Source organism: Bacillus cereus group sp. MYBKT111-2, assembly GCF_051915205.1.
GTDB lineage: Bacteria > Bacillota > Bacilli > Bacillales > Bacillaceae_G > Bacillus_A > Bacillus_A paranthracis.
Window position 1 is genome coordinate 556,632 of sequence record NZ_JBQAEG010000001.1, and the last position, 21,697, is coordinate 578,328.

Here is a 21,697-nt window from a genome sequence, read left to right on the forward strand (position 1 = left end):
AGCGATTTTGCAGACCCTTTTCTGCGTAACTTCGCAGATACGTACTACCTACTATATAAAATTGTATCCATTTGCTCATCTATTACAAATGTACCTCATAGAGACAATACATATGCACTTTTTCATAAGAAGATTAGCAAGCACCATATCCTATGTGATCACGAGATCTGTTTTTTGCATGTTGATACATATAAAGAAATCAACTTTTGCTTATTCAGCATCTACATAGATCCAAATTCCCTCGCTGCTTCCTTAAACGATGAGCATACGATGTGACAAACAAAATTTTGACATGAAATTTCGTTCCAGCTCGCACAATTGTCAGCCTTCACAGTATATGCATCTGCATCAACTCATACCATATTGATGTTTTGCATATTTCTGTATTCTACATCCCTTCTGCGAATCCTTCCATAATGTGCGTTTTCTTGTATAGATTTTGTCGATTTAACGTAATTACATGTCATTTCTTAAATCCTATCCCTAGTTTATTCTGAAAAATTAAAGTCTAAACGTAAAATATAGGTTTTTATCACAATTTTTTATTATAATATATTTTCTTCAACTACGCTACATATCCCTTTATTTTTTCATCTTCTATTTCAGGATAGCGAAACCCTACCTTTAGCATAATAAAAAGACCGAAAAATATAAGCATAACCACTTCGCTATCATCTATTACGAAATCAGCAGGCACTGTGTTTCTCACGAGCGAAAAAAGCACATTCACCTTTGGTAAATGTGCTAAAACATTTTTTGGTTTTGCACTGCATTCACAATAATGTTAGCTGTTTCTTCAATCGCTTTGTTCGATACATCAATTACTTGACAATTTATTTTACTAACTACATTCTCAAAGTGATCAATCTCTTCTTTAATACGATTAATATTGGCATATGTTGCTCCATCACTTAGTCCAAGTGATTTCAATCGCTCTTTTCGAATATGATTTAACTTCTCTGGCGTAATTTTCAAACCGAAGCATTTTTCTTTAGCCACTTGATATAATTCTTCAGGCGGATCTACTTCTGGTACTAGTGGTACGTTGGCAACTTTCAAACGTTTGTTATGAGCTAAATATTGAGAAAGTGGTGTTTTTGATGTGCGCGAAATCCCAATTAACACGATATCTGCTTTTAAAATACCACGTGCATCTCTACCATCATCATACTTCACAGCAAACTCAATCGCTTCAATCTTTTTAAAGTATTCTTCATCTAACCTACGAACAACACCAGGCTCATATCTAGGCACTTGCCCGGTAATTTCTTCAATTTGATCGATTAGAGGGCCAATAATATCATATGCCTCTACACCTTCTTTTGCAGCCTCTGTCACTAAATATTGGCGCATGTCAGGCTTTACTAACGTAAAACAAATAAGTGCTTGATTGCTCTTAGCAATCGAAATCACTTCTTTTAATGTCCCTGTATCTTCTACATACGGCACACGTCTAATATCAGGAGCAAATGGGAATTGCCCCATTGCTGCTCGAACAACCAAATCAGCCGTTTCTCCTACAGAGTCAGATACGACATATACGATTTTATTATCCATTACATTACCTCACTTTAAACAAATTACACTTATTCGTTATTTACTAAGTTTACAAACGCACGTGTAATATTTGTTTTTGTAATTCGTCCAACCACTTCTAAACCTTGTTTCGTATCTTTTACAACTGGCATCGCATCAATCTGTCTTTCTATTAATTCCATCGCAATATCATATAAAGAATCTTCTCTACGACACATCGCAATGTTTGGCATCCTTGTCATGATAATATTAACCGGAAGTGAGGTTAAATCCTGCTTCCCTAAGCTAGCTCGTAATAAATCTTTACGAGATACAACGCCTACTAATAGAGTCGATTGATCTACAACGAATAATGTACCTACATCCTCTAAAAACATAGTACAAATCGCATCGTATACCGATACATTTTTATCAATTACAACCGGTCTAGATTGATAATCTTGTACTTTAATTTTCTTAACAGCTTCAGATAATAACTGCCCCCCAGTTTTACCCGTATAAAAATAACCTACGCGTGGACGTGCTTCTAAATAACCAGCCATCGTTAAAATTGCTAAGTCTGGTCTTAGCGTTGCACGTGTTAATCCCAATTGCGCAGCAATTGACTCCCCTGTAATAGGACCGTGATCTTTTACAATCTGAATGATATGTTCTTGCCGTTTATTCAGCTCTATGATAATCACCACCTTTAATGCACAACGAAAAAAGTTATACTATCTCTTAAATATTATATACTAAATATGCTATTCGAAAAAGAAAGGATGTAAAAAGGACCGTATACGGCCCCAAATTATATTTGAAACTTATCAAGTTGTTCTAAGAAACGTCTTGATTTCAAATAAATCCCGCAATATTCATCATAATATGTATTCAATACTAAACGCATTTGTTTTTTTGTGCTATCCTTCACTGATACATTGCCAAGTCTATGTAAATCGAAGTGGTAGAAAAGACGCAATAATTTATGAACGGCTTCCCCCACTGGTATACGATACTGATCTTGCTCAGCATGACGTGAGCACAGAAAACCGCCCTCCCTAACAGAGAAGGCGACAAAATCTGTTTCTTGATGACAAATCGCACATGTATCAAAGTACGGGCGCATCCCTAATACCGGAAGCATTTTCGTTTGATAAATTAATGATAATACTTCTGGATCAACACCCTCACACATATAATGCAACGTTTGATATAACATTTCAAATAAATACGGATTATGTTTTTTATCTTCTGTTGCTTTATCAGTTAACTCAACAATAAATGATGCATAAGCAGTTAAAAATATATCCTCGCGAATTTCTTTCATAGTTGAAATAATCTCGCCTTGTTGCAAAGTTCCAAGTCCAGATCCCATTTGAATAAGAAAATGACCATGTGTCATAAGTTGCGAAACAGATGCTAACCGGCTTTTCGGTTTTTTCGCTCCTCTTGCCATTGCACTTACCTTACCCAATTCTCTTGAGAATATTGTAACAATCTTGTTCGTTTCTCCGTAATCTGTCGTACGGATAACGATGCCCTCAACTTTTTGAAACATGTTCGTCACCATCCAAGGTTTGAACAAAACGGGTCAAGAAATTGGAGAGTCTAAATGCGCTAGCTCCTCTTCATGTTGATCCATCTCATCGTTTACGTCTTTTTCCATTTCTTTCAAAAGCAAATACGTCTCAATGCTTCCTGTTTTGGAGAAAAACTTCCAGGTAAAATCTAGCATAAGAATCCACCTTTCTCAATAAGCGTAGCCTATAAACCAATTTCCTTTGTTGTTATTAAATTGACCCATTTTGTCCATTTTCATGTGAGAAAAATTTTTCCTAATTTATCAAAACTCGTAAAAACCAATAATCAGCGGATGAACAAAACATCCGCTGATTACAGCTTTACTCTATTTTAATACTCGTCTTCGCGGAAACCAAGGTCACGAAGCTGAGACATTTTATTACGCCAATCTTTTTGCACTTTTACCCATACTTCTAAAAATACTTTAGAACCAAGTAATGCTTCAATATCAAAACGAGCTCGCTTACCGACTTCTTTTAACATCTTCCCTTGTTTTCCGATAATAATCCCTTTTTGCGACGGACGTTCCACAACAATCGTTGCATTAATATAAACTGCCCCGCCTTCGCGTTTTTGAATTGCATCGATAACAACAGCCACAGAATGCGGCACTTCTTCACGTGTTAAATGTAGTACTTTCTCACGAATAAGCTCTGCAATAATAAATCTCTCCGGATGATCCGTTACTTGATTATCTGGGTAGTATTGTGGTCCTTCTGGTAAATACTTTTTAATTGTACCAATTAGGGCCTCTACGTTATTACCGTCTAATGCAGAAATTGGTACGATTTCTGCAAAGTCATGTAATTTGCGATATTGATCAATTAGCTCTAATAATTGTTCTGGGTGAACTTGGTCAATTTTATTAATAACTAAAAATACTGGTTGTTTCGTTTCTTTTAACTTCTCGATGATGAATTCTTCACCACGACCAAAGCCTTCAACAGCATTCACCATAAATAGAACGATATCAACTTCTTTTAATGTCGTTTGCGCCATCTTCACCATGAAGTCGCCTAGTTTATGTTTCGGTTTATGTATTCCTGGTGTATCAATAAAAATTACTTGTGAATCATTTTCTGTATATACGCCTTGAATTTTATTACGAGTTGTTTGTGGCTTGTCACTCATAATAGCAATTTTTTGACCAATAATACGATTTAAAAATGTAGATTTCCCAACATTCGGTCTGCCAATAATAGAGACAAAACCTGATTTATAACCTTTTCTATTCATGTAAATCCTCCGCTAAAAATGCTCCTGGTAACAATTCCCCGACTGTTGTCTCTTGAACGTCACCATGTAAATTTGATAGGTATACTTTCGTATCCTGTTTACATAATTCTACCATAACTTGTCGACATGCTCCACAAGGAGGTACTGGACGCTTCGTATCCGCCACAATTGCGATAGCTACAAACTCTTTATCTCCTTCAGAAACCGCCTTAAATAAAGCTGTTCTTTCTGCACAGTTACATAAGCCATATGAAGCATTCTCAACATTACATCCACGATATACTTTTCCATCCTGCGTTAGTAATGCTGCACCTACTTGAAATTTAGAATATGGTACGTACGCTTGTTTACGCGCTTCGATTGCTTCTTGAATTAATTGTTGACCATTCATATTCCCGCATCCTTCCTGTTCACAGCTGTGAATAGATACACTCTCTTATTAAAGGCCTTTACGGCACCTTCAAAGCTTAAGAAAAGCTTCGGAATGCAACTATACCACATACGGTAAAAAGATAATAGCACCAATTATAACGGCTATTATCGCAAACAATAAAACCGCTCCCGCCGCGACATCCTTTGCGACTTTCGCAAACGGATGTATATCGGTAGTCGCTAAATCTACTGTTTTTTCCACAGCCGTATTTACCATCTCTAAACTCATTACAATTCCTATTACAATAAGTAATACCATCCATTCTACTTTTGTAATATGGAAATAAAAGCCGCAGCACATAACAACAACTGCGGCTAAATAATGAATTTTCATATTTCGTTCATGACGAAGACAAAAGAATATACCGACTATAGCATACCCAAAACTATCTATAAGTTTTCCTTTTTTCATCGTCCTAATCCAAATGCTTCTAAAATTTCTTTTTGTCTTCCGAACATTTCTTTTTCATCCGCTTCTGTCATGTGGTCATAACCAAGTAAATGTAAAAAGCCATGTAACGCTAAAAAGCCAAGTTCACGATCAAAAGAATGTCCATACTCTTCAGCTTGTTCTTTCGCTCTCGGAATAGAAATAATAAGATCACCTAACATACGCGGCATCTCTACACCTACAATTTCCATTTCTCCTTCTCCCATTTCTTCCATAGCAAAAGAAATGACATCAGTAGGATGATCCTTATCTCGGTAATCACGATTAATCTCGCGAATGCGTTCGTTATCTACAAATGTTACTGATAACTCTGCACCATCCTCTATTTTTTCCATTTGAGCTGCTTTTCCTAATATCTCACGAATTAAATTCACATACTCTTCTTTCACTTCTTCTGTTTCATCAATGAAATCAATTAATAAACTCATTCTTTCTCCTTATCTTCCGGTGGTTCCGGATATGTAATACGCGAATGGAAAATACCATTTAACGTTTCACATAACGTTTTTCCAACGATTTGTAGTTCCTTAAATGTCAAATCACATTCACTAAATTGCCCATCTTGCAGGCGATCTTTAATAATACTTTGTACTAAATTATTAATTTGATCTGGCGTTGGGTGATTCATAGAACGTACCGCTGCCTCAACACTATCCGCAATACCAACGATTGCCGATTCTTTAGAAGTTGCTTTTGATCCCGGATAACGGAACATCTCTTCTGTATATTTTTCTTTATCTTCTTTAATCGCCTTATAATAAAAATATTTCAGGAGCGTTGTACCATGGTGTTGTCCAGCAATATCGATAATTTCTTGCGGAATATGGTATTCTTCGAGCATCTTTACTCCATCGGTTACATGAGCAATGATAATATCTTTACTCGTCACAGGATCTAATTTATCATGCGGATTTTCAATTCCCATCTGGTTTTCAATAAAGAATTGTGGTTGTACTGTTTTTCCTACATCATGATAGTACGCCCCTACACGCGCTAATACACCATTTGCTCCAACTGCTTCACAAGCCGCCTCAGAAAGATTTGCTACCATTACACTATGGTGATATGTCCCTGGCGCTTCTAATAAAATTCTACGCAACAGCGGATGATTCGGACTTGATAATTCCATAAGCTTCATACTTGATACAATTCCAAGTCCACTTTCTAAATATGGTAATATCCCCATAGCCAAAACGGATGAGATAATTCCTGAAAGGGAAGCCATTAATAATTGGGTACCAATTTCAAGAGGCGAAAAATTCCCATTACGTAATAATAATAACGCCGCCAAGACGACTACATTTAAGATTGAAACGAGTATACCAGCTTGTAAAATCATCGTACGACGATTTTTTTCTCTTAAGAAAATGCTCACTGATAATGAACTTAATAACACATAAATGCCTACACTATAATTTAGTGTACTTGTTACTCCTTCATTAAACATAATACTTCCGCACACAGAAAAAATCATACTTGTTAAAAATACAAATCGATCGCCAATCATTAGTTTTACAAGTATCGTTCCCATCGCAACTGGGACAACATACGCAATTCCTGCATATTCAAGCTTTTGAAACAAACTAATAATTTTCATTAAAACAATCGTGATAGACAAAATTGTAATATACGCTAAAATGTACGGTTTGTCTTCTCTTTTCCGCTGTAAAAATACTTCAAACTGTTTATGCATAAAGTATAGTAACACACCAATGAGCACCGCTAATCCAACATAAGGCTGAAAACTATTACCTTTTTCTAATAAACCGACTAATTTCAACTGATTATACATATCACTTGAAATTGTTTCACCTTCTCTAACAATAACTTGTCCTTGAAGAATATAAACAGGTGGAACTAAATCTTCTTCTGCTTTCTTCTTCTCTTTCGTTACAGCCGGATCATAGAAATAATTTGCTGTAATCGCATATGATCCTAGCGCATTCACAGCTTCTTTCAATCCACTATTCACATTCAGGCTTTTCATTTCATTAACAAATCGCTCTTTCGCCGCCATTTCTTCGGACATTTTAATATTTCCACCCATGATAACGCTAACAGACGTTAAAGCCGCATTCTTTGCTAATTCTAATTGATCCGGTTCTGCATTAATAAAGTATAATAAATTCTCATCCGATAATTCCTTCGTTAAATTAGATGGCAACTTCTTCTTCAACTTTTCTAATTTATTCGCATCGGTCATCTTTTTTTGCTCTTCAGGTCCAGCAGCTTTCATCTCCTGAATTACTTCATTCACCTTAGCAAAAACATCATTTACAATATCTACTCTATTTTGTTTATATTCACTTCTATATGTATATTGATCCCCGACTTTTTGAGCGGCCTCTTGTTTTTTTCTTTCCGTTATAACCTTATCTTCAATTTTAATAGGAGAATGAATTGTTTTTTTCGCAATAGAATACATATCAACATCTAATTGCTCTGGTTTCACATTATTCATAAGTGCAAAAAACAGCACCGCCCCTAATAAAACGTAAGAAATCCAACTTAGTTTTTTCGAATGTTGTAAATTACGAAACCACTTAGAAATTTCTTGAGATCTTAACATGATTTCAATACCTTCTCCTCTCTAGAAATAAAGTGAAACTATTTATAGCTTTCATTTCTTCTAGCCAACGATACTTTTAGGTAACATTTTTATACACCAGTACCTATAGTTTATTTCTCTTATCTTTTATGATAGTAAAAAATATGCCGTTCGCCAACCTTAATACAAAAAGAAATGATCCTGACAAATAGGATCATTCCATTTTATCATATGCCTCAATAATACGTTGTACCAGTGGATGCCTTACAACGTCCGTTTGTTCTAACGTAATGAATGAAAGACCTGATACACCAGATAAAATGTTAGCGGCTAGCGTAAGCCCTGATTTTACCCCTTTTGGTAAGTCTACTTGTGAAGGGTCCCCCGTAATAACCATTTTAGAACTAAAACCTAATCTAGTTAAAAACATTTTTATTTGTGCACCCGTTGTATTTTGCGCTTCATCTAAAATAACAAATGAATCATCGAGCGTACGTCCTCTCATATAAGCAAGAGGAGCGATTTCAATTACACCTCTCTCCATCATACGCTGCGTATATTCTTGTCCAAGAATATCGTGCAGAGCATCATACAATGGACGTAAGTACGGATCTACCTTCTCTTTCAAATCACCTGGTAAAAATCCTAAACTTTCTCCAGCTTCTACAGCCGGTCTCGTTAAAATGATTTTCTTTACATACCCTTGCTTTAAAGCTCTTACAGCCATTACTACAGCTAAGTATGTTTTCCCAGTCCCGGCAGGTCCTATTCCAAATACAATATCATTTTTCTTCATTGCATGAATATATCTTCTTTGTCCCATCGTTTTTACACGAATGGATTTACCTTTTGCCGTTTTAAAGATTTCTTCTTCATATAACTCTTCAAATTGAGCAATTTTCCCTTGTTGTGCGAGCTGAATTGCATACGCAACATCTCTTTCTGTAATTGACACACCTTTTCGAATAACAACAAGTAGTTGTTGTAAGATTTTTTCTACGAGTGTCACAGTTTCAACTGCTCCAGATGCATGAACAGTTTCACCTCTAGTTACGATTGATACATTCAGTTCCCGTTCAATTACTTTCAAATGAGCATCATTGACTCCAAAAAGAGCGATTGCTTCGTTAGTATTTTCCAATTGTTGGTTCATTTCTACTAATTGTTCTGCCATTACTCAGTCTCCTTGAATATCGGATTCGGATATTGGTTGTGGCTCTGCAATATTTTCAATCACAGTATAATGCAAAGTGACTTTTAGTTGATCCGCCTCAACCTCTTTACTCAAAATCTTATCACTTACAATCATAGCATGTTCATCCAATTTTTTCTTTAGTTCTTTTTCAGCCATTTCTTTCGCTACTTTCATTGCCTGTTTTTCTGTATATTCTCGGTTCGCCTCTTCCTCTTCTCGCACTACATCTTTTTCATATGCAATCGGCAGTGTAAAACCAAATAATTTCACATCATGTTTTACACTTTCCGTACGAGAACGTTTATACTTATCATGCTGAAATCCCCATATTTTTATTTTTGTACTCCCAAATGTAAGGTAATGCTCATTATACGTATTACCAGTATATACTTGAAATTGCGTCTTGAGTGGTACATTCACCTCAGATGTGTACCACGTTTCTCCATATACAATACCTTTCGCCGAAACAATGGTTGGACTCTCCTCATTACCGTATATCCCTGATACGAGAAGCTGCCCTTTTTCTACATGATCATTTTTTAAAACGACTGGTTTTCCAACTTCAACAAATGTTTTTGTAACAATCGCTTCTTTTTTTGCCACTAAATTTTGCGGCCTTTGTTCTTTTTCTTTTTTCGGCTCATTTTTTTCAACAATTTTAAAATGGTACGTCGTTCCCCTTACTTCTAGTCCTGCCCAAGTAATCGCATTAATATTGTCCGTCAAATGACGTTGTACATCTTCTACACTAGGCATTTGGAATTGTAATTTTCCTTTTTTAATACCCATTTTGTCCAATTCTTTCATCAATATATATTCTGTTTCAGGTTTCGCTCCCGTAATTTCAATTTTCCAAACCATATTCGATAATGCAATCATGCCAAAGAAGAAAATTAAAAAACCAATTAAGAATCCACTATTTTTAATTAAGCGCTTATTCCAAAATGGAAAACCGTAACGCCCAATAAAATATAGTTTACACTCATTTTTTCTATAAATCGGCTTTATTTTTTTCACATCTCGTAATAGCATACAAAAGACTAACGTTTCATCGGCGATTTTCTTAACGTCCCAAACTAATAATTTTCTACGCACACATTCGTTAACGAACCGTTCCGCTCCTCTACCTTCAATTCGTACCTTTACATATCCAAGCCACTTTATAAACCATTTATTTTTCATCTACTACCTTCACTACCTTTCCAAAAGTAGACACACTACTTTTCACTTTAATTAGCAAAATAGCTCGTACGAAAATGAAATAAAGAGTTTTATTTTCCATAAATAGCGGGATAAACTACATAGTAGGGGTAAATCATTAAAATAAAGAAGAAAAACTTCACATACGGAAGTTTCCCTCACTTCTCTTTCTTTTCGTCTTCTAAAAACGTCACTTGCTCAATTATCCCTTCAAGCAAAAGTTCTTCCGGAAGGATTGTTTTAATAACAAAGGACTGCCCCTTAATCAATAATTGACCATGTTTTAACAACAATCTTACTTCTTTATCTGAAAACACTAATAACCCTCGATGATTTTCTATATAGATATGCACTTGCCCAACAAGCGTGATCCGAGGTAGATCCATTAGCACATCCACTGGCAGGTCTATTTGCTTCGTTAACCAATTCTTCATTTGTTCTAATTTTTTCATCCCAAAAGACCCCCTCTCATCCCATATGTATGAAAAAAGAGCTTGTAATATCACGTCCAAACTGAAAAAAAGCATAAAAAAACGTCTCATACGAAATGAGACGTTTTTTTATGCTAATAGCTGGATAACCAGCTTATTCACAAGTGATCCATCTGTTTTACCTTTTACTTTCGGCATAACAGCAGTCATCACCTTACCCATATCTGCTTTAGAAGTCGCACCAACTTCAGAAATAACTTGTTTGATTACATCAACTAGCTCTTCTTCCGTTAATTGCTCCGGCAAATATGCGCTTAAAATCTGAATTTCACTTTGCAGTTTATTAACAAGGTCTTCACGACCAGCTTTTTTAAATTCAAGGAGGGAGTCCTTATGCTGTTTTACTTCACGAGCTAAAACTGTTAGTTCCTCTTCTTCAGTAAGAGTATGCTGTAGTTTAATACCTTCATTTTGTAAAGCAGCCTTAACCATACGAATGACGGTTAATTTTTCTTTTTGTTTATTCTTCATCGCTTGTTTCATATCATCGTTTAAACGACCGAGAAGACTCATAACTTACACCCTCTCTTAGAATTTACGCTTTCTTGCCGCTTCAGATTTCTTCTTACGTTTTACACTTGGTTTTTCATAAAACTCGCGCTTTCTTGCTTCAGCAAGTGTACCAGTTTTAGAAACCGATCTTTTAAAACGGCGAAGTGCATCCTCCAAAGACTCGTTTTTACGAACGACTGTTTTTGACATTCTCTTTCCCTCCCTCCGAAACATCACACTTACATACTAACTTCAGCATGCAAAAAGAAACACTTCTTCAGCATGTCTTTTACGATTATAATACATTTTATCACTTCAGGTCAACTATTTGGCAGAATAAAAGAAGAATAGATGCTCTTCCTTTTTCAAAAACTATGCGGATAGCTGTTATCCTTTCCCCTGAAGGCAACTATATTTTTATCATTACACCTTTTCTCATGCAGGAATGTACGAAACAACTACTCATTTCATACATTTTCAGTACTTAACTTCTCCACTAAAAAGAAAGCATGCAAATCGTTTCCGTTTGCATGCTTTTTTATCCCGCTATTTGCCAGGCAGTAAGACCCCCATCTCAAAATTCAGCGAAACCAAAGAAGTTAGGTGGGGATTAGGCTGCCCGCTGATTATAGTTTCACTTTATGCGCTTGCTGATTCCTTTTTCACATCATCTTCAAGAACACGAACAAATTGCGCTTCGTTATATGGATAACCAGCTTTTGTGATTTTCACTTTCACTAGTTTACCGATTAATTCTTCTGATCCTTCAAATACAATTTTCAAGTAGTTATCTGTATAACCTACATATAAGCCTTCACGGTCGCCCTCTTTAAATTGTTCTTCTGGAATAATTTCAAGTACTTCTCCTTCAAACTGTGATGCATACTCTTTCGCTAATTGATTAGATAGTTCAATTAAACGGTGAACACGATCATTCTTCACATCTTCAGGAACTTGATCTTCCATACGCGCTGCAGGTGTTCCTGTACGTTTTGAGTACGGGAATACGTGCAACTCAGAGAAGCGATTTTCTTTAATAAAATTGTATGTTTCCATGAATTCTTCTTCTGTTTCACCTGGGAAACCAACGATTACGTCTGATGTAATCGCAAGACCTGGTAACGCTTCTTTCAAACGATCTAAGCGCTCTTGGAAAAATTCCATCGTATATTTACGACGCATACGCTTTAATACAGTATTAGATCCAGATTGCAACGGAATGTGTAAGTGACGTACAACTACTTCAGACTTATCTAACACTTCAATTACTTCATCTGAAATCTGACTCGCTTCAATAGAAGAAATACGAAGACGTTTTAATCCGCCTACTTCCGCTTCCATATCACGAAGTAATCCAGCTAAGTTATAATCTTTAATATCTTCACCGTACCCACCTGTATGAATACCTGTTAATACGATTTCTTTATAACCTGCATCTACTAATTGCTGCGCTTGTTTAATAACTTCTTTCCCATCACGAGAACGCATTAAACCACGCGCCCAAGGAATAATACAGAATGTACAGAAGTTATTACAACCTTCTTGTATTTTTAAAGATGCACGTGTACGATCCGTGAAATAAGGTACATCCAGTTCTTCGTATACACGTGTTTTCATAATGTTGCGGACAGCATTAATTGGCTGACGCTCTTTACGGAATTCTTCGATGTATCCTAACATCTTTTCACGATCTTGTGTACCAACTACAATATCTACACCTGGAATCGCCATAATTTCCGCTGGAGATGTTTGTGCATAACATCCCGTTACACAAATAACCGCATCTGGGTTTTGACGAACAGCACGTCTAATAACTTGACGACTTTTCTTATCTCCCGTATTTGTTACTGTACATGTATTAATAACATATACATCAGCTTTCTTTTCATATTCAGTTCTTTCATATCCACCTTGTTTAAACAATTGCCAAATGGCTTCTGTTTCATAGTGGTTTACTTTACAACCTAACGTATGGAACGCAACAGTTGACATTGATCATCACCCCATCAATTCAAAATGATACGAAGCAGCACTTAACGCGTATAACGGCGCCGTTTCTGTTCTTAAAATTCTTGGTCCTAAACTACATGGTACAAATTTATGTTCACGAAGCGCTGTAATCTCTTCCTCAGCTAAACCGCCTTCTGGGCCAAATACAATCAATAGCTTTTGACCTGGTTTCATCATCGTTAAAGCTTTCGCAAAATTAGATTTCTCGCCTTGTTTTGCTTCCTCTTCGTAAGCAACAAGACAAACATCATACTCACCACTCATTGAAAGCAATTGCTTAAATGATGCCGGAGCATGTACTTCTGGAATTTCACTTCTATGTGATTGTTCCGCAGCTTCTTTCACAATTTTTCTTAAACGCTCAACTTTTTTATCAGCTTTTTTCGCATCCCATTTTACGATAGAGCGAGATGCTTGAAATGGTAAGAATGCAGCTGCCCCAAGCTCAGTTCCTTTTTGAAAAATTAACTCTAGCTTGTCTCCTTTCGGCAGTCCACTTGCAATCGTCACGAAAACAGGAAGTTCACTTGACGCCTCTACCCATTCTACAATAGCCGTATTAATAAATTCACTGGTAATTTCATCAATTGAACATACGGCTGTTTTTCCGTTTACACAGCAATAAATGTGATCACCAGCTGACATACGCATCACTCTTGCGATATGATGTACGTCATCACCTACAATGCGAATACTTGTCTCATTTACATATTTCTCTTCTACAAAATAACGTTGCATATAATCACCTTAGTAGAGTTTCGTTCCTTTCGTAAGCCAATACTTACGAAAAGAACGAAACGTTATCATTTTTCATATAACAAACGGCAAGTCCCTCACCTTATAGTGAGAGACTCCCCTTTTCATTATAGACTAAAATCTATATTACGCATTTCGTGCAATAATTGCTACCCAATCTTCCATTCGCAACACTTCTTCAATTGTAAATCCAGCTTTTTCTAGCGCTTCAGAAATTACTTTTTCCTTTGCAGCAATAATGCCCGATGTAATAAATAATCCGCCTGACTTCACAACTCTTGCTGCATCTTCAGGGAATAAAAGAATAATTTCTGCTAATAAGTTAGCTACGATTAAATCAACAGGACCTTCAATACCCTCTAAAAGACTATTTTGTCCAACAGTCACGATATCATCTGTTTTATTTAAACGTACATTCATTTCTGCACTTTCAACCGCAACCGGATCTAAATCATATGCTTGAACAGAAGACGCACCTAGTTTTGCTGCTGCAATACTCAGTACACCAGAACCTGTTCCTACATCAATGATCGTGTTACCTGGCTGTACTGTTTTTTCTAAAGCACGGATACACATCGTTGTTGTTGGATGAGTTCCTGTCCCAAACGCCATACCTGGATCTAATTCAATAATTTTTTCTTCCGGAGAAGATGGTGTATATTCTTCCCAAGTCGGTACAATTGTGAATGTATCAGAAATTTGTACTGGATGGTAATATTTTTTCCAAGCAGTAGCCCAATCTTCTTCATTGACTTCGTTAACGGTAATATTTCCAGTACCAATTTCGATGTCGTAAGATGGAAGCACATCAATAGATGATTTTACACCTGCAATTGTTTCATGTAAAGAATCCGTTTGCGGGAAATATGCTTTTATTAACACACCTTCTGCCGGATACTCATCTGGGTTCAATGCATAAATTTCACCATATTGTTGCTCGCGCTCTTTCGTCAACTCCGCTGGGTCCTCAATCGCAACTCCACTAGCACCAGCTTCATGTAAAATATGAGAGACAGCTTCTACTGCTTCTTCTGTTGTATGAATACTAATTTCTGACCATTTCACAATTTACCAACTCCATTTTTTATTTCCATTATTCCCCTTTGAAAGCACGTTTAAGCTTTCCGAATAAACTATCATCCTGCTCTTCTTGTCCTGCAAATTCACGTAATAAATCTTTTTGATGTGAAGTTAATTTCGTCGGTACAACAACACGCACGACTACATATTGATCTCCTTGACCGTATCCACGTACGTTCGGAGCACCTTTTCCTTTTAAGCGGAATTCTGTTCCTGTTTGTGTTCCTGCTGGAATTTTCAGCTTCACTTTACCATGAACAGTAGGAACTTCCACTTCAGCACCAAGTGCCATTTGCGCAAACGTTAATGGCATTTCACAAATAATGTGATCTCCTTCACGCTCAAAGAATTCATGACTTCTTACATGAACAACAACATATAAATCTCCTGCTGGCCCACCATTTACGCCCGCTTCACCTTTTCCAGATACACGGATTTGTTGACCATTATCGATACCTGCTGGAATTTTAACGTTAATTTTTTTACGTTTACGTACTTTACCAGAACCGTGACATGTCGTACATTTTTCTTTAATCATTTGACCAGTTCCTGAACAATGGCCACAAGCTTGACGGTTTACAATACGACCAAACGGTGTATTTTGTTCTACACTTACTTGACCTGATCCTGAACAATGTTTACATATTTCTTTTGAAGTTCCTGGTTTTGCTCCGCTACCTTTACAAGTATCACATGGATCTTCTACTGGAATCTCAACATTTAACTCTTTACCAAAAATCGCTTCTTCAAAATCTAAAGTGACTTGATATTGTAAGTCAGCACCTTGACGCGGAGCATTTGGATCACGACGTCTGCCGCCACCACCGCCAAAGAATGAACTAAAGATATCTTCAAAACCGAAGCCACCGCCGAAGTCTCCGCCGCCGCCAAAGCCACCGAAACCTTGATTTGCACCAGCATGACCAAATTGATCATATTGCGCACGCTTTTGATCGTCGCTTAATACTTCGTATGCTTCTTGTACTTCTTTAAACTTTTCAATTGCATTTTCTTCTTTACTTACGTCTGGATGGTATTTTTTAGCCAAACGACGATACGCTTTTTTTATTTCATCTTTTGAAGCACCCTTGCTAAGTCCAAGGACCTCATAATAATCTCGTTTACTCATAAATTTACAACCCCCGAATCTTTCACATAAACGTAATTTTAACACCGAAAGAAAGTGCTTTGCAACAAAGTTTCCTCACTTACAGTATGCAAAGTAAAAAACTTAAGAACCTCACACTTTTCTCCTCATTCGTGAAAAAAGCCAAAGCCAAGGCACGCTTGACTTTGACTTTTTGTCATCTTACTTATTTATTATTACTTATCTTCTTTTACTTCTTCAAATTCAGCGTCTACTACATTGTCTTTCTTCGCGCCAGCATCTTGTGCGCCTTGTGCACCTTCTGCTTGCCCTGCAGCTGCTTGAGCTTGCTCGTATAATTTAACAGTTAATTGTTGTACGATTTCTTGTAAAGCGTCTTTTTTCGCACGAATTTCCTCAAGCTCGTTTTTCTCAATCGCAGCTTGTAATGCTTCTTTCGCTTCTGTTGCTTTTGCAACTTCAGCCGCATCCACTTTACCTTCTAAATCTTTTACAACTTTATCTGTTTGGAATACAAGTTGGTCAGCTTCGTTACGAAGTTCAACTTCTTCCTTACGTTTTTGGTCAGCGTCAGCATTTGCTTCTGCTTCTTGTACCATACGTTCTACTTCTTCATCAGAAAGACCTGAAGAAGATTGAATTGTAATAGCTTGCTCTTTGCTTGTTCCTAAATCTTTTGCACGTACGTTAACGATACCGTTCGCATCAATATCGAATGTTACTTCGATTTGTGGAATACCACGTGGTGCTGGTGGAAGGTCAGTTAATTGGAAACGACCTAACGTTTTGTTGTCAGCTGACATTGGACGCTCACCTTGTAATACGTGAATGTCTACTGCTGGTTGATTATCAGCAGCTGTTGAGAATACTTGTGACTTACTTGTTGGAATTGTAGTGTTACGCTCGATTAATTTCGTGAACACGCCACCCATAGTTTCAATACCTAAAGAAAGTGGAGTTACGTCTAATAATAGTACGCCTTCTACATCACCAGTAAGTACGCCACCTTGAACTGCAGCACCTAATGCTACAACTTCATCAGGGTTTACCCCTTTATATGGCTCTTTACCAGTTTCACGTTTAATAGCTTCTTGTACAGCTGGGATACGAGTAGATCCACCAACAAGAATAACTTTATCTAATTCGCTTGGAGCAAAACCAGCGTCTTTTAATGCACGACGAGTTGGCTCTAATGTTCTTTCAACAAGACCTGCTGAAAGCTCTTCGAATTTCGCTCTTGTTAATGTTAATTCTAAGTGTAATGGGCCAGCAGCTCCAGCACTAATGAATGGTAATGAAATTTGTGTTTGTGTTACGCCAGAAAGATCTTTTTTCGCTTTCTCAGCTGCATCTTTCAAACGTTGAAGTGCCATTTTATCTTGGCTTAAATCAATGTTATTTTCTTTTTTGAACTCAGCCACTAAGTGGTCAATAATAACTTGGTCAAAGTCATCTCCACCAAGACGGTTGTCACCAGCAGTTGAAATAACTTCGAATGTTCCATCTGCTAACTCAAGGATAGATACGTCAAATGTACCGCCACCTAAGTCATATACTAAGATTTTTTGCTCTTCATCTTGTTTTTCTAAACCGTAAGCAAGTGCTGCTGCTGTTGGTTCGTTGATAATACGCTCAACTTCTAAACCAGCGATACGACCAGCATCTTTTGTTGCTTGACGTTCTGCATCGTTGAAGTATGCAGGTACTGTAATAACAGCTTTCGTTACTGTTTCACCTAAGTATGCTTCAGCAGAAGCTTTTAAGTTTTGTAAAATAATTGCAGAAATTTCTTGTGGTGTATAATCTTTACCTTCAACTTCTACTTTGTAGTCTGTACCCATATGACGTTTAACAGACATGATTGTATTTGGGTTTGTAATTGCTTGACGCTTTGCAACTTCCCCAACTTGACGCTCTTCATTTTTGAAAGCTACAACAGAAGGCGTTGTACGGTTTCCTTCTGGATTTGGGATAACCTTTGGTTCTCCACCTTCCATAACAGCTACACAAGAGTTTGTTGTACCTAAGTCAATACCGATAATTTTACTCATGGCGAATCCTCCTACTTTTATGTAAATTATTGATTTACTTTTACCATTGATGGGCGAATCACACGGTCTTTTAGTTTATAACCTTTTTGGAATTCTTCAACTACCGCATTTGATTCAAATTCACTGTCTTCTACTTGCATAATAGCTTGGTGCTCATTAGGATCAAACTGTTTACCAACAGCTTCAATCACTTCAACACCTTCTTTAGCCAACGCTTCTAGCAATTGACGATGCACCATTTCCATACCTTGTAGTAAGGATTTCGTTTGCTCATCAGTTGCTTCCACTTGCATCGCTCTTTCAAAATTATCAAGAGCTGGCAAAATGTCTGAAACTAGACTTTGTGCTCTATATTTTTCAGCAGCCTGTTTATCCATTTGAACACGGCGCTTATAATTTTCAAAATCAGCTTGTAGACGTAATGTGCGACCTTCCGTTTCCGTTAGTTTCGCTTGTAACTCATCTACTTTTTCTTGTAAAAGAGCAGCCTCACTTTTTTCTTCTACAGTTTCTTCACTGTTTTCTGGCGTGACAGCTTCTTCAACTTGCGCTTCTTTTACTTCTTCTACCACTTGTTCGTTACGCTCTTCCACAATATTCACCTCCTTAAAAGGTATTAGGTATCATGCATAGCATGATTACCTAAGCATTATATATTACACACAGCAATGAAAAGTTCATCACTTGAGCGAATGTATTACTCTCATTTACTTTTTAAGTCCATCTGTAAATTGTCTCGTAAATAACTGTAACAAACTAATTACCCGAGAATATTGCATTCTTGTCGGACCTAAAATAGCAATTGTTCCAAGCTGTTCTTCTCCAATCGAATATGTTGCAGAAATTAAACTACAATCTTCCATGGCTGTCGCAGAGTTTTCCCTACCAATTTTCACTTGAATACCTACTTGTTTATGACGCAAAATATCATAAAACTCGGCTTCGTTATCAATCATCGTCAGCAAGGACCTTACTTTGTGAATGTCATGGAACTCTGGCTGGGAAAGCATATTTGCTTTTCCTCCAAAGTATATCTTTTCCGATAACGGAACTTGAAATGTACCATCCAACATTTTTATTGCACTATCGTAATTATGAACATACCCACGTAAAACTGTAACAATCTCTTTAAAGATTTTATTATGAAGTTCTTCCATCGGTACGCCAGATAGCTTTTCATTTAAAATATTAACCATTTTTTCTAAATCTGATAAATCAACAGATTCCGGAACGGTAATCGTTTTGCTTTGTACATGCCCTGTATCCGTTACAATAATAGCGACTGCGGTTTGACGATCAAGCGGAACAATTTGTACGTTTTTAAGTTTATTTGTGCTTAACTTCGGTCCAAGAACAATGGCCGTATAATTTGTAAGCTCTGATAAAATTTGAGCCGATTGTTGCGCAATCTTTTCCGCTTCAAAAATTCTTTCAGCAAATAAATCTTTAATTTGTACAATTTCATCGTTCGGTAAATTTTGCGGCGCTAAAAGATGGTCTACATAAAATCGGTATCCTTTTTCAGAAGGAACACGTCCAGAAGAACTGTGCGTTTTCTCAATAAATCCTAGTTCTTCTAAATCAGCCATTTCATTTCGTATAGTAGCTGAACTAAACGTAATTTCATCTTTTTTAGCCAACGTCCTTGACCCAACAGGTTGCGCTGATCCAATAAAGTCATCAATAATTGTTTGTAAAATTAAGAGCTGACGTTCCGTAAGCATCTCATCATCACCTCTGTTAGCACTCTTTGTCTTCGAGTGCTAAATCTATTAATAACTTACCAAAATTGACATTCAATTGTCAACGGAAACGTCACGAAATAATGAAACTTTTTCACGTTAATGGAACATTTAATTAGTCAATCAAAAATGATTGGAATACTTCATTCCCTAATAATTTCCCTTTTCGCGTTAAACGAACATATCCATCGCTCTCTTCAAGCAATCCTTGTTCTTGGTTGTTTTGTAACTGCTTCGCGAAAACTTGATCCATTTCCATATTAAATTTCTTTTGAAACGCTATTTTAGATACACCTTTTGTTTTTCGGAGTCCTAAGAACAATTCTTCTTCCATTTTTTCTTTCTCCGTCACCACGTGAACATCTAAATACGGAAATCCGGTTTCATCGATTTTATTGAAATATTGCTTGAGCGGCCCTACATTTTGGATACGTTCTCCATTTACATAACTATGCGCTCCAGCTCCAAATCCATAATACTCTTCATTATTCCAGTATGTGAGATTATGTCTACTTTCATTATTACCTTTTGAAAAATTACTAATTTCATACTGGGTATAGCCATGTTTCTCCATTTCATCCATTACCATTTCGTACATTTTCGCTTCGTGGTCTTCACCTGGAAGTCTTAATTTCCCTTTATTCATTAAGTTATAAAATACTGTTTTCGGTTCCACAATTAATGAATATGCCGAGAAATGTTGTACACCAAGCGTAAAAGCAATGTCTAATGTTTCTTTTACATCTTCTATCGTCTGTCCTGGCAGAGCATAAATAATATCTACATTTATATTTTTAAAGCCTACTTCCTGCGCTTCTCTAATTGCTACAAACGCATCTTCTCTCGTATGCTTACGTCCAATTTTCTCAAGCAATTCATCTCGAAATGTTTGCACCCCAAAACTAATTCGGTTCACTCCACCTTCTAGCAATACATTTAATTTCTCTTTCGGCAAATCACCTGGATTCGCTTCAAATGTTAATTCACAATTCGGGGCAAACGGACGTAAACGACGATTTATAATATTTAATAATTTCTTTGTCTGTTCCATATTTAATGCTGTTGGAGTTCCCCCGCCAACAAAAATCGTTTTCATACTATCAAACGGTACCTTTTGAACTGTATTTATTATTTCTTTCTCTAAATACTCTAAATATTGATCGACCGGCTGGCGTTCAATAAACACTTTATTAAAATCACAATAGTGACAAATATGCTGACAAAACGGAATATGAATATATGCAGCTTGCACCAAAAATAACTCCTACCTTTCTAAAAAGAAAACCTCCACGCTCGGGAGGCTTCTTTTACTTCTCTAACGTATTACGAATTTGTTCCATTCGCATTTTTCCCCAATCATACATCATTTCAACGATTGGTAAAAGCGACATGCCTAATTCCGTCATATAATATTCCACTCGCGGTGGAATTTCTGGGTATACTGTTCGATCAACAATCCCATCTTCCATTAACTCTTTTAATTGGTTTGATAAAACTTTATGAGAAATGCTCGGAAATAATCGCTGTAATTCACTAAAACGATGAGGCCCTTCCACACCAAGATGCCACAATATTACAACTTTCCACTTCCCACTAATAATAGAAAGCGTCAATTCCTTTTCACAATTAAAATTGCCATTTTGTATTTTTTCTTGAATATCTTTTCGAATATTTTCGGACATTAACAAACTCCTAACTTTATATGAACTAAAAAGCTCTCTCACTATTGTAAATGAGAGCTACTCAGATGTCTAAAAAGTAATTATACGTAAAAAAGAAGCCGCATAAACGACTTCTTTTTTCATTCCA

24 protein-coding genes are annotated in these 21,697 nt (G+C 36.6%); all 24 read right to left on the bottom strand.

Annotated features, from left to right (window positions below):
* Window positions 1-565: 565 nt before the first annotated feature.
* The 24 genes from ACTFNE_RS02960 to ACTFNE_RS03075 all read right to left on the bottom strand — a co-directional run bounded on the left by ACTFNE_RS02960 (window position 566) and on the right by ACTFNE_RS03075 (window position 21,570).
* Window positions 566-709, bottom strand: a complete 144-nt coding sequence (locus ACTFNE_RS02960) for a hypothetical protein (protein WP_154644226.1) — start codon at window positions 707-709, stop codon at window positions 566-568.
* Window positions 710-744: 35 nt separating this feature from the next.
* Window positions 745-1,557: a pyruvate, water dikinase regulatory protein gene (locus tag ACTFNE_RS02965; protein ID WP_000368943.1), complete on the bottom strand. Its 813-nt coding sequence runs from the start codon at window positions 1,555-1,557 to the stop codon at window positions 745-747.
* 29 nt (window positions 1,558-1,586) lie between these two features.
* On the bottom strand, window positions 1,587-2,219 hold the full coding sequence (locus ACTFNE_RS02970) for a helix-turn-helix transcriptional regulator (protein WP_000583759.1): 633 nt from the start codon (window positions 2,217-2,219) through the stop codon (window positions 1,587-1,589).
* A 107-nt stretch (window positions 2,220-2,326) separates the two neighbouring features.
* Complete coding sequence (recO, locus tag ACTFNE_RS02975; RefSeq protein WP_000487010.1) at window positions 2,327-3,073, bottom strand: DNA repair protein RecO; 747 nt, start codon at window positions 3,071-3,073, stop codon at window positions 2,327-2,329.
* 33 nt (window positions 3,074-3,106) lie between these two features.
* Window positions 3,107-3,250 carry a YqzL family protein gene (locus tag ACTFNE_RS02980; RefSeq protein ID WP_000883924.1) on the bottom strand — a complete coding sequence of 48 codons (144 nt, stop codon included), beginning with the start codon at window positions 3,248-3,250 and terminating at the stop codon, window positions 3,107-3,109.
* Between the two features lie 176 nt (window positions 3,251-3,426).
* On the bottom strand, window positions 3,427-4,332 hold the full coding sequence (gene era, locus ACTFNE_RS02985; RefSeq protein ID WP_001080241.1) for a GTPase Era: 906 nt from the start codon (window positions 4,330-4,332) through the stop codon (window positions 3,427-3,429).
* Window positions 4,325-4,723: a cytidine deaminase gene (locus ACTFNE_RS02990; protein WP_001014347.1), complete on the bottom strand. Its 399-nt coding sequence runs from the start codon at window positions 4,721-4,723 to the stop codon at window positions 4,325-4,327. Before ACTFNE_RS02990 ends, era begins: the two co-directional genes overlap by 8 nt.
* A 99-nt stretch (window positions 4,724-4,822) precedes the next feature.
* A complete protein-coding gene (locus tag ACTFNE_RS02995; RefSeq protein WP_270705378.1) occupies window positions 4,823-5,176 on the bottom strand; it encodes a diacylglycerol kinase family protein in 354 nt (117 codons plus the stop codon).
* Window positions 5,173-5,643: an rRNA maturation RNase YbeY gene (gene ybeY, locus ACTFNE_RS03000; protein WP_270705379.1), complete on the bottom strand. Its 471-nt coding sequence runs from the start codon at window positions 5,641-5,643 to the stop codon at window positions 5,173-5,175. The genes ACTFNE_RS02995 and ybeY overlap by 4 nt, the downstream gene beginning before the upstream one ends.
* Window positions 5,640-7,784, bottom strand: coding sequence for an HD family phosphohydrolase (locus ACTFNE_RS03005; protein WP_000946450.1), 2,145 nt, complete (start codon window positions 7,782-7,784; stop codon window positions 5,640-5,642). The genes ybeY and ACTFNE_RS03005 overlap by 4 nt, the downstream gene beginning before the upstream one ends.
* A gap of 193 nt (window positions 7,785-7,977) precedes the next feature.
* Window positions 7,978-8,937 (bottom strand): PhoH family protein, encoded by a 960-nt coding sequence (locus ACTFNE_RS03010; protein WP_000840516.1) that lies wholly within the window; start codon window positions 8,935-8,937, stop codon window positions 7,978-7,980.
* 3 nt (window positions 8,938-8,940) lie between these two features.
* Entirely contained in the window at window positions 8,941-10,140 is a 1,200-nt protein-coding gene (gene yqfD, locus ACTFNE_RS03015; RefSeq protein ID WP_000792485.1) for a sporulation protein YqfD, read from the bottom strand.
* Between the two features lie 176 nt (window positions 10,141-10,316).
* Complete coding sequence (yqfC, locus tag ACTFNE_RS03020) at window positions 10,317-10,610, bottom strand: sporulation protein YqfC (RefSeq protein ID WP_000732265.1); 294 nt, start codon at window positions 10,608-10,610, stop codon at window positions 10,317-10,319.
* 108 nt (window positions 10,611-10,718) lie between these two features.
* Window positions 10,719-11,162: a GatB/YqeY domain-containing protein gene (locus ACTFNE_RS03025; protein ID WP_000054573.1), complete on the bottom strand. Its 444-nt coding sequence runs from the start codon at window positions 11,160-11,162 to the stop codon at window positions 10,719-10,721.
* A gap of 15 nt (window positions 11,163-11,177) precedes the next feature.
* Window positions 11,178-11,351 (bottom strand): 30S ribosomal protein S21, encoded by a 174-nt coding sequence (rpsU, locus tag ACTFNE_RS03030; protein WP_000048061.1) that lies wholly within the window; start codon window positions 11,349-11,351, stop codon window positions 11,178-11,180.
* 429 nt (window positions 11,352-11,780) lie between these two features.
* A complete protein-coding gene (gene mtaB / locus ACTFNE_RS03035) occupies window positions 11,781-13,133 on the bottom strand; it encodes a tRNA (N(6)-L-threonylcarbamoyladenosine(37)-C(2))-methylthiotransferase MtaB (protein ID WP_000108686.1) in 1,353 nt (450 codons plus the stop codon).
* 6 nt (window positions 13,134-13,139) lie between these two features.
* Window positions 13,140-13,889 carry a 16S rRNA (uracil(1498)-N(3))-methyltransferase gene (locus ACTFNE_RS03040; protein WP_001190157.1) on the bottom strand — a complete coding sequence of 250 codons (750 nt, stop codon included), beginning with the start codon at window positions 13,887-13,889 and terminating at the stop codon, window positions 13,140-13,142.
* A 144-nt stretch (window positions 13,890-14,033) separates the two neighbouring features.
* A complete protein-coding gene (prmA, locus tag ACTFNE_RS03045; RefSeq protein ID WP_000872108.1) occupies window positions 14,034-14,972 on the bottom strand; it encodes a 50S ribosomal protein L11 methyltransferase in 939 nt (312 codons plus the stop codon).
* Window positions 14,973-15,000: 28 nt separating this feature from the next.
* Window positions 15,001-16,116: a chaperone protein DnaJ gene (dnaJ, locus tag ACTFNE_RS03050; RefSeq protein WP_270705380.1), complete on the bottom strand. Its 1,116-nt coding sequence runs from the start codon at window positions 16,114-16,116 to the stop codon at window positions 15,001-15,003.
* Window positions 16,117-16,310: 194 nt separating this feature from the next.
* Complete coding sequence (dnaK, locus tag ACTFNE_RS03055) at window positions 16,311-18,146, bottom strand: chaperone protein DnaK (RefSeq protein ID WP_000034700.1); 1,836 nt, start codon at window positions 18,144-18,146, stop codon at window positions 16,311-16,313.
* Between the two features lie 26 nt (window positions 18,147-18,172).
* Window positions 18,173-18,739: a nucleotide exchange factor GrpE gene (grpE, locus tag ACTFNE_RS03060; RefSeq protein ID WP_000392709.1), complete on the bottom strand. Its 567-nt coding sequence runs from the start codon at window positions 18,737-18,739 to the stop codon at window positions 18,173-18,175.
* A gap of 114 nt (window positions 18,740-18,853) precedes the next feature.
* Window positions 18,854-19,870, bottom strand: coding sequence for a heat-inducible transcriptional repressor HrcA (hrcA, locus tag ACTFNE_RS03065; RefSeq protein WP_000954949.1), 1,017 nt, complete (start codon window positions 19,868-19,870; stop codon window positions 18,854-18,856).
* Window positions 19,871-20,003: 133 nt separating this feature from the next.
* Entirely contained in the window at window positions 20,004-21,143 is a 1,140-nt protein-coding gene (gene hemW, locus ACTFNE_RS03070) for a radical SAM family heme chaperone HemW (protein ID WP_025991619.1), read from the bottom strand.
* Window positions 21,144-21,195: 52 nt separating this feature from the next.
* A complete protein-coding gene (locus ACTFNE_RS03075) occupies window positions 21,196-21,570 on the bottom strand; it encodes a winged helix-turn-helix transcriptional regulator (protein WP_001293546.1) in 375 nt (124 codons plus the stop codon).
* Between the last annotated feature and the right edge of the window lie 127 nt (window positions 21,571-21,697).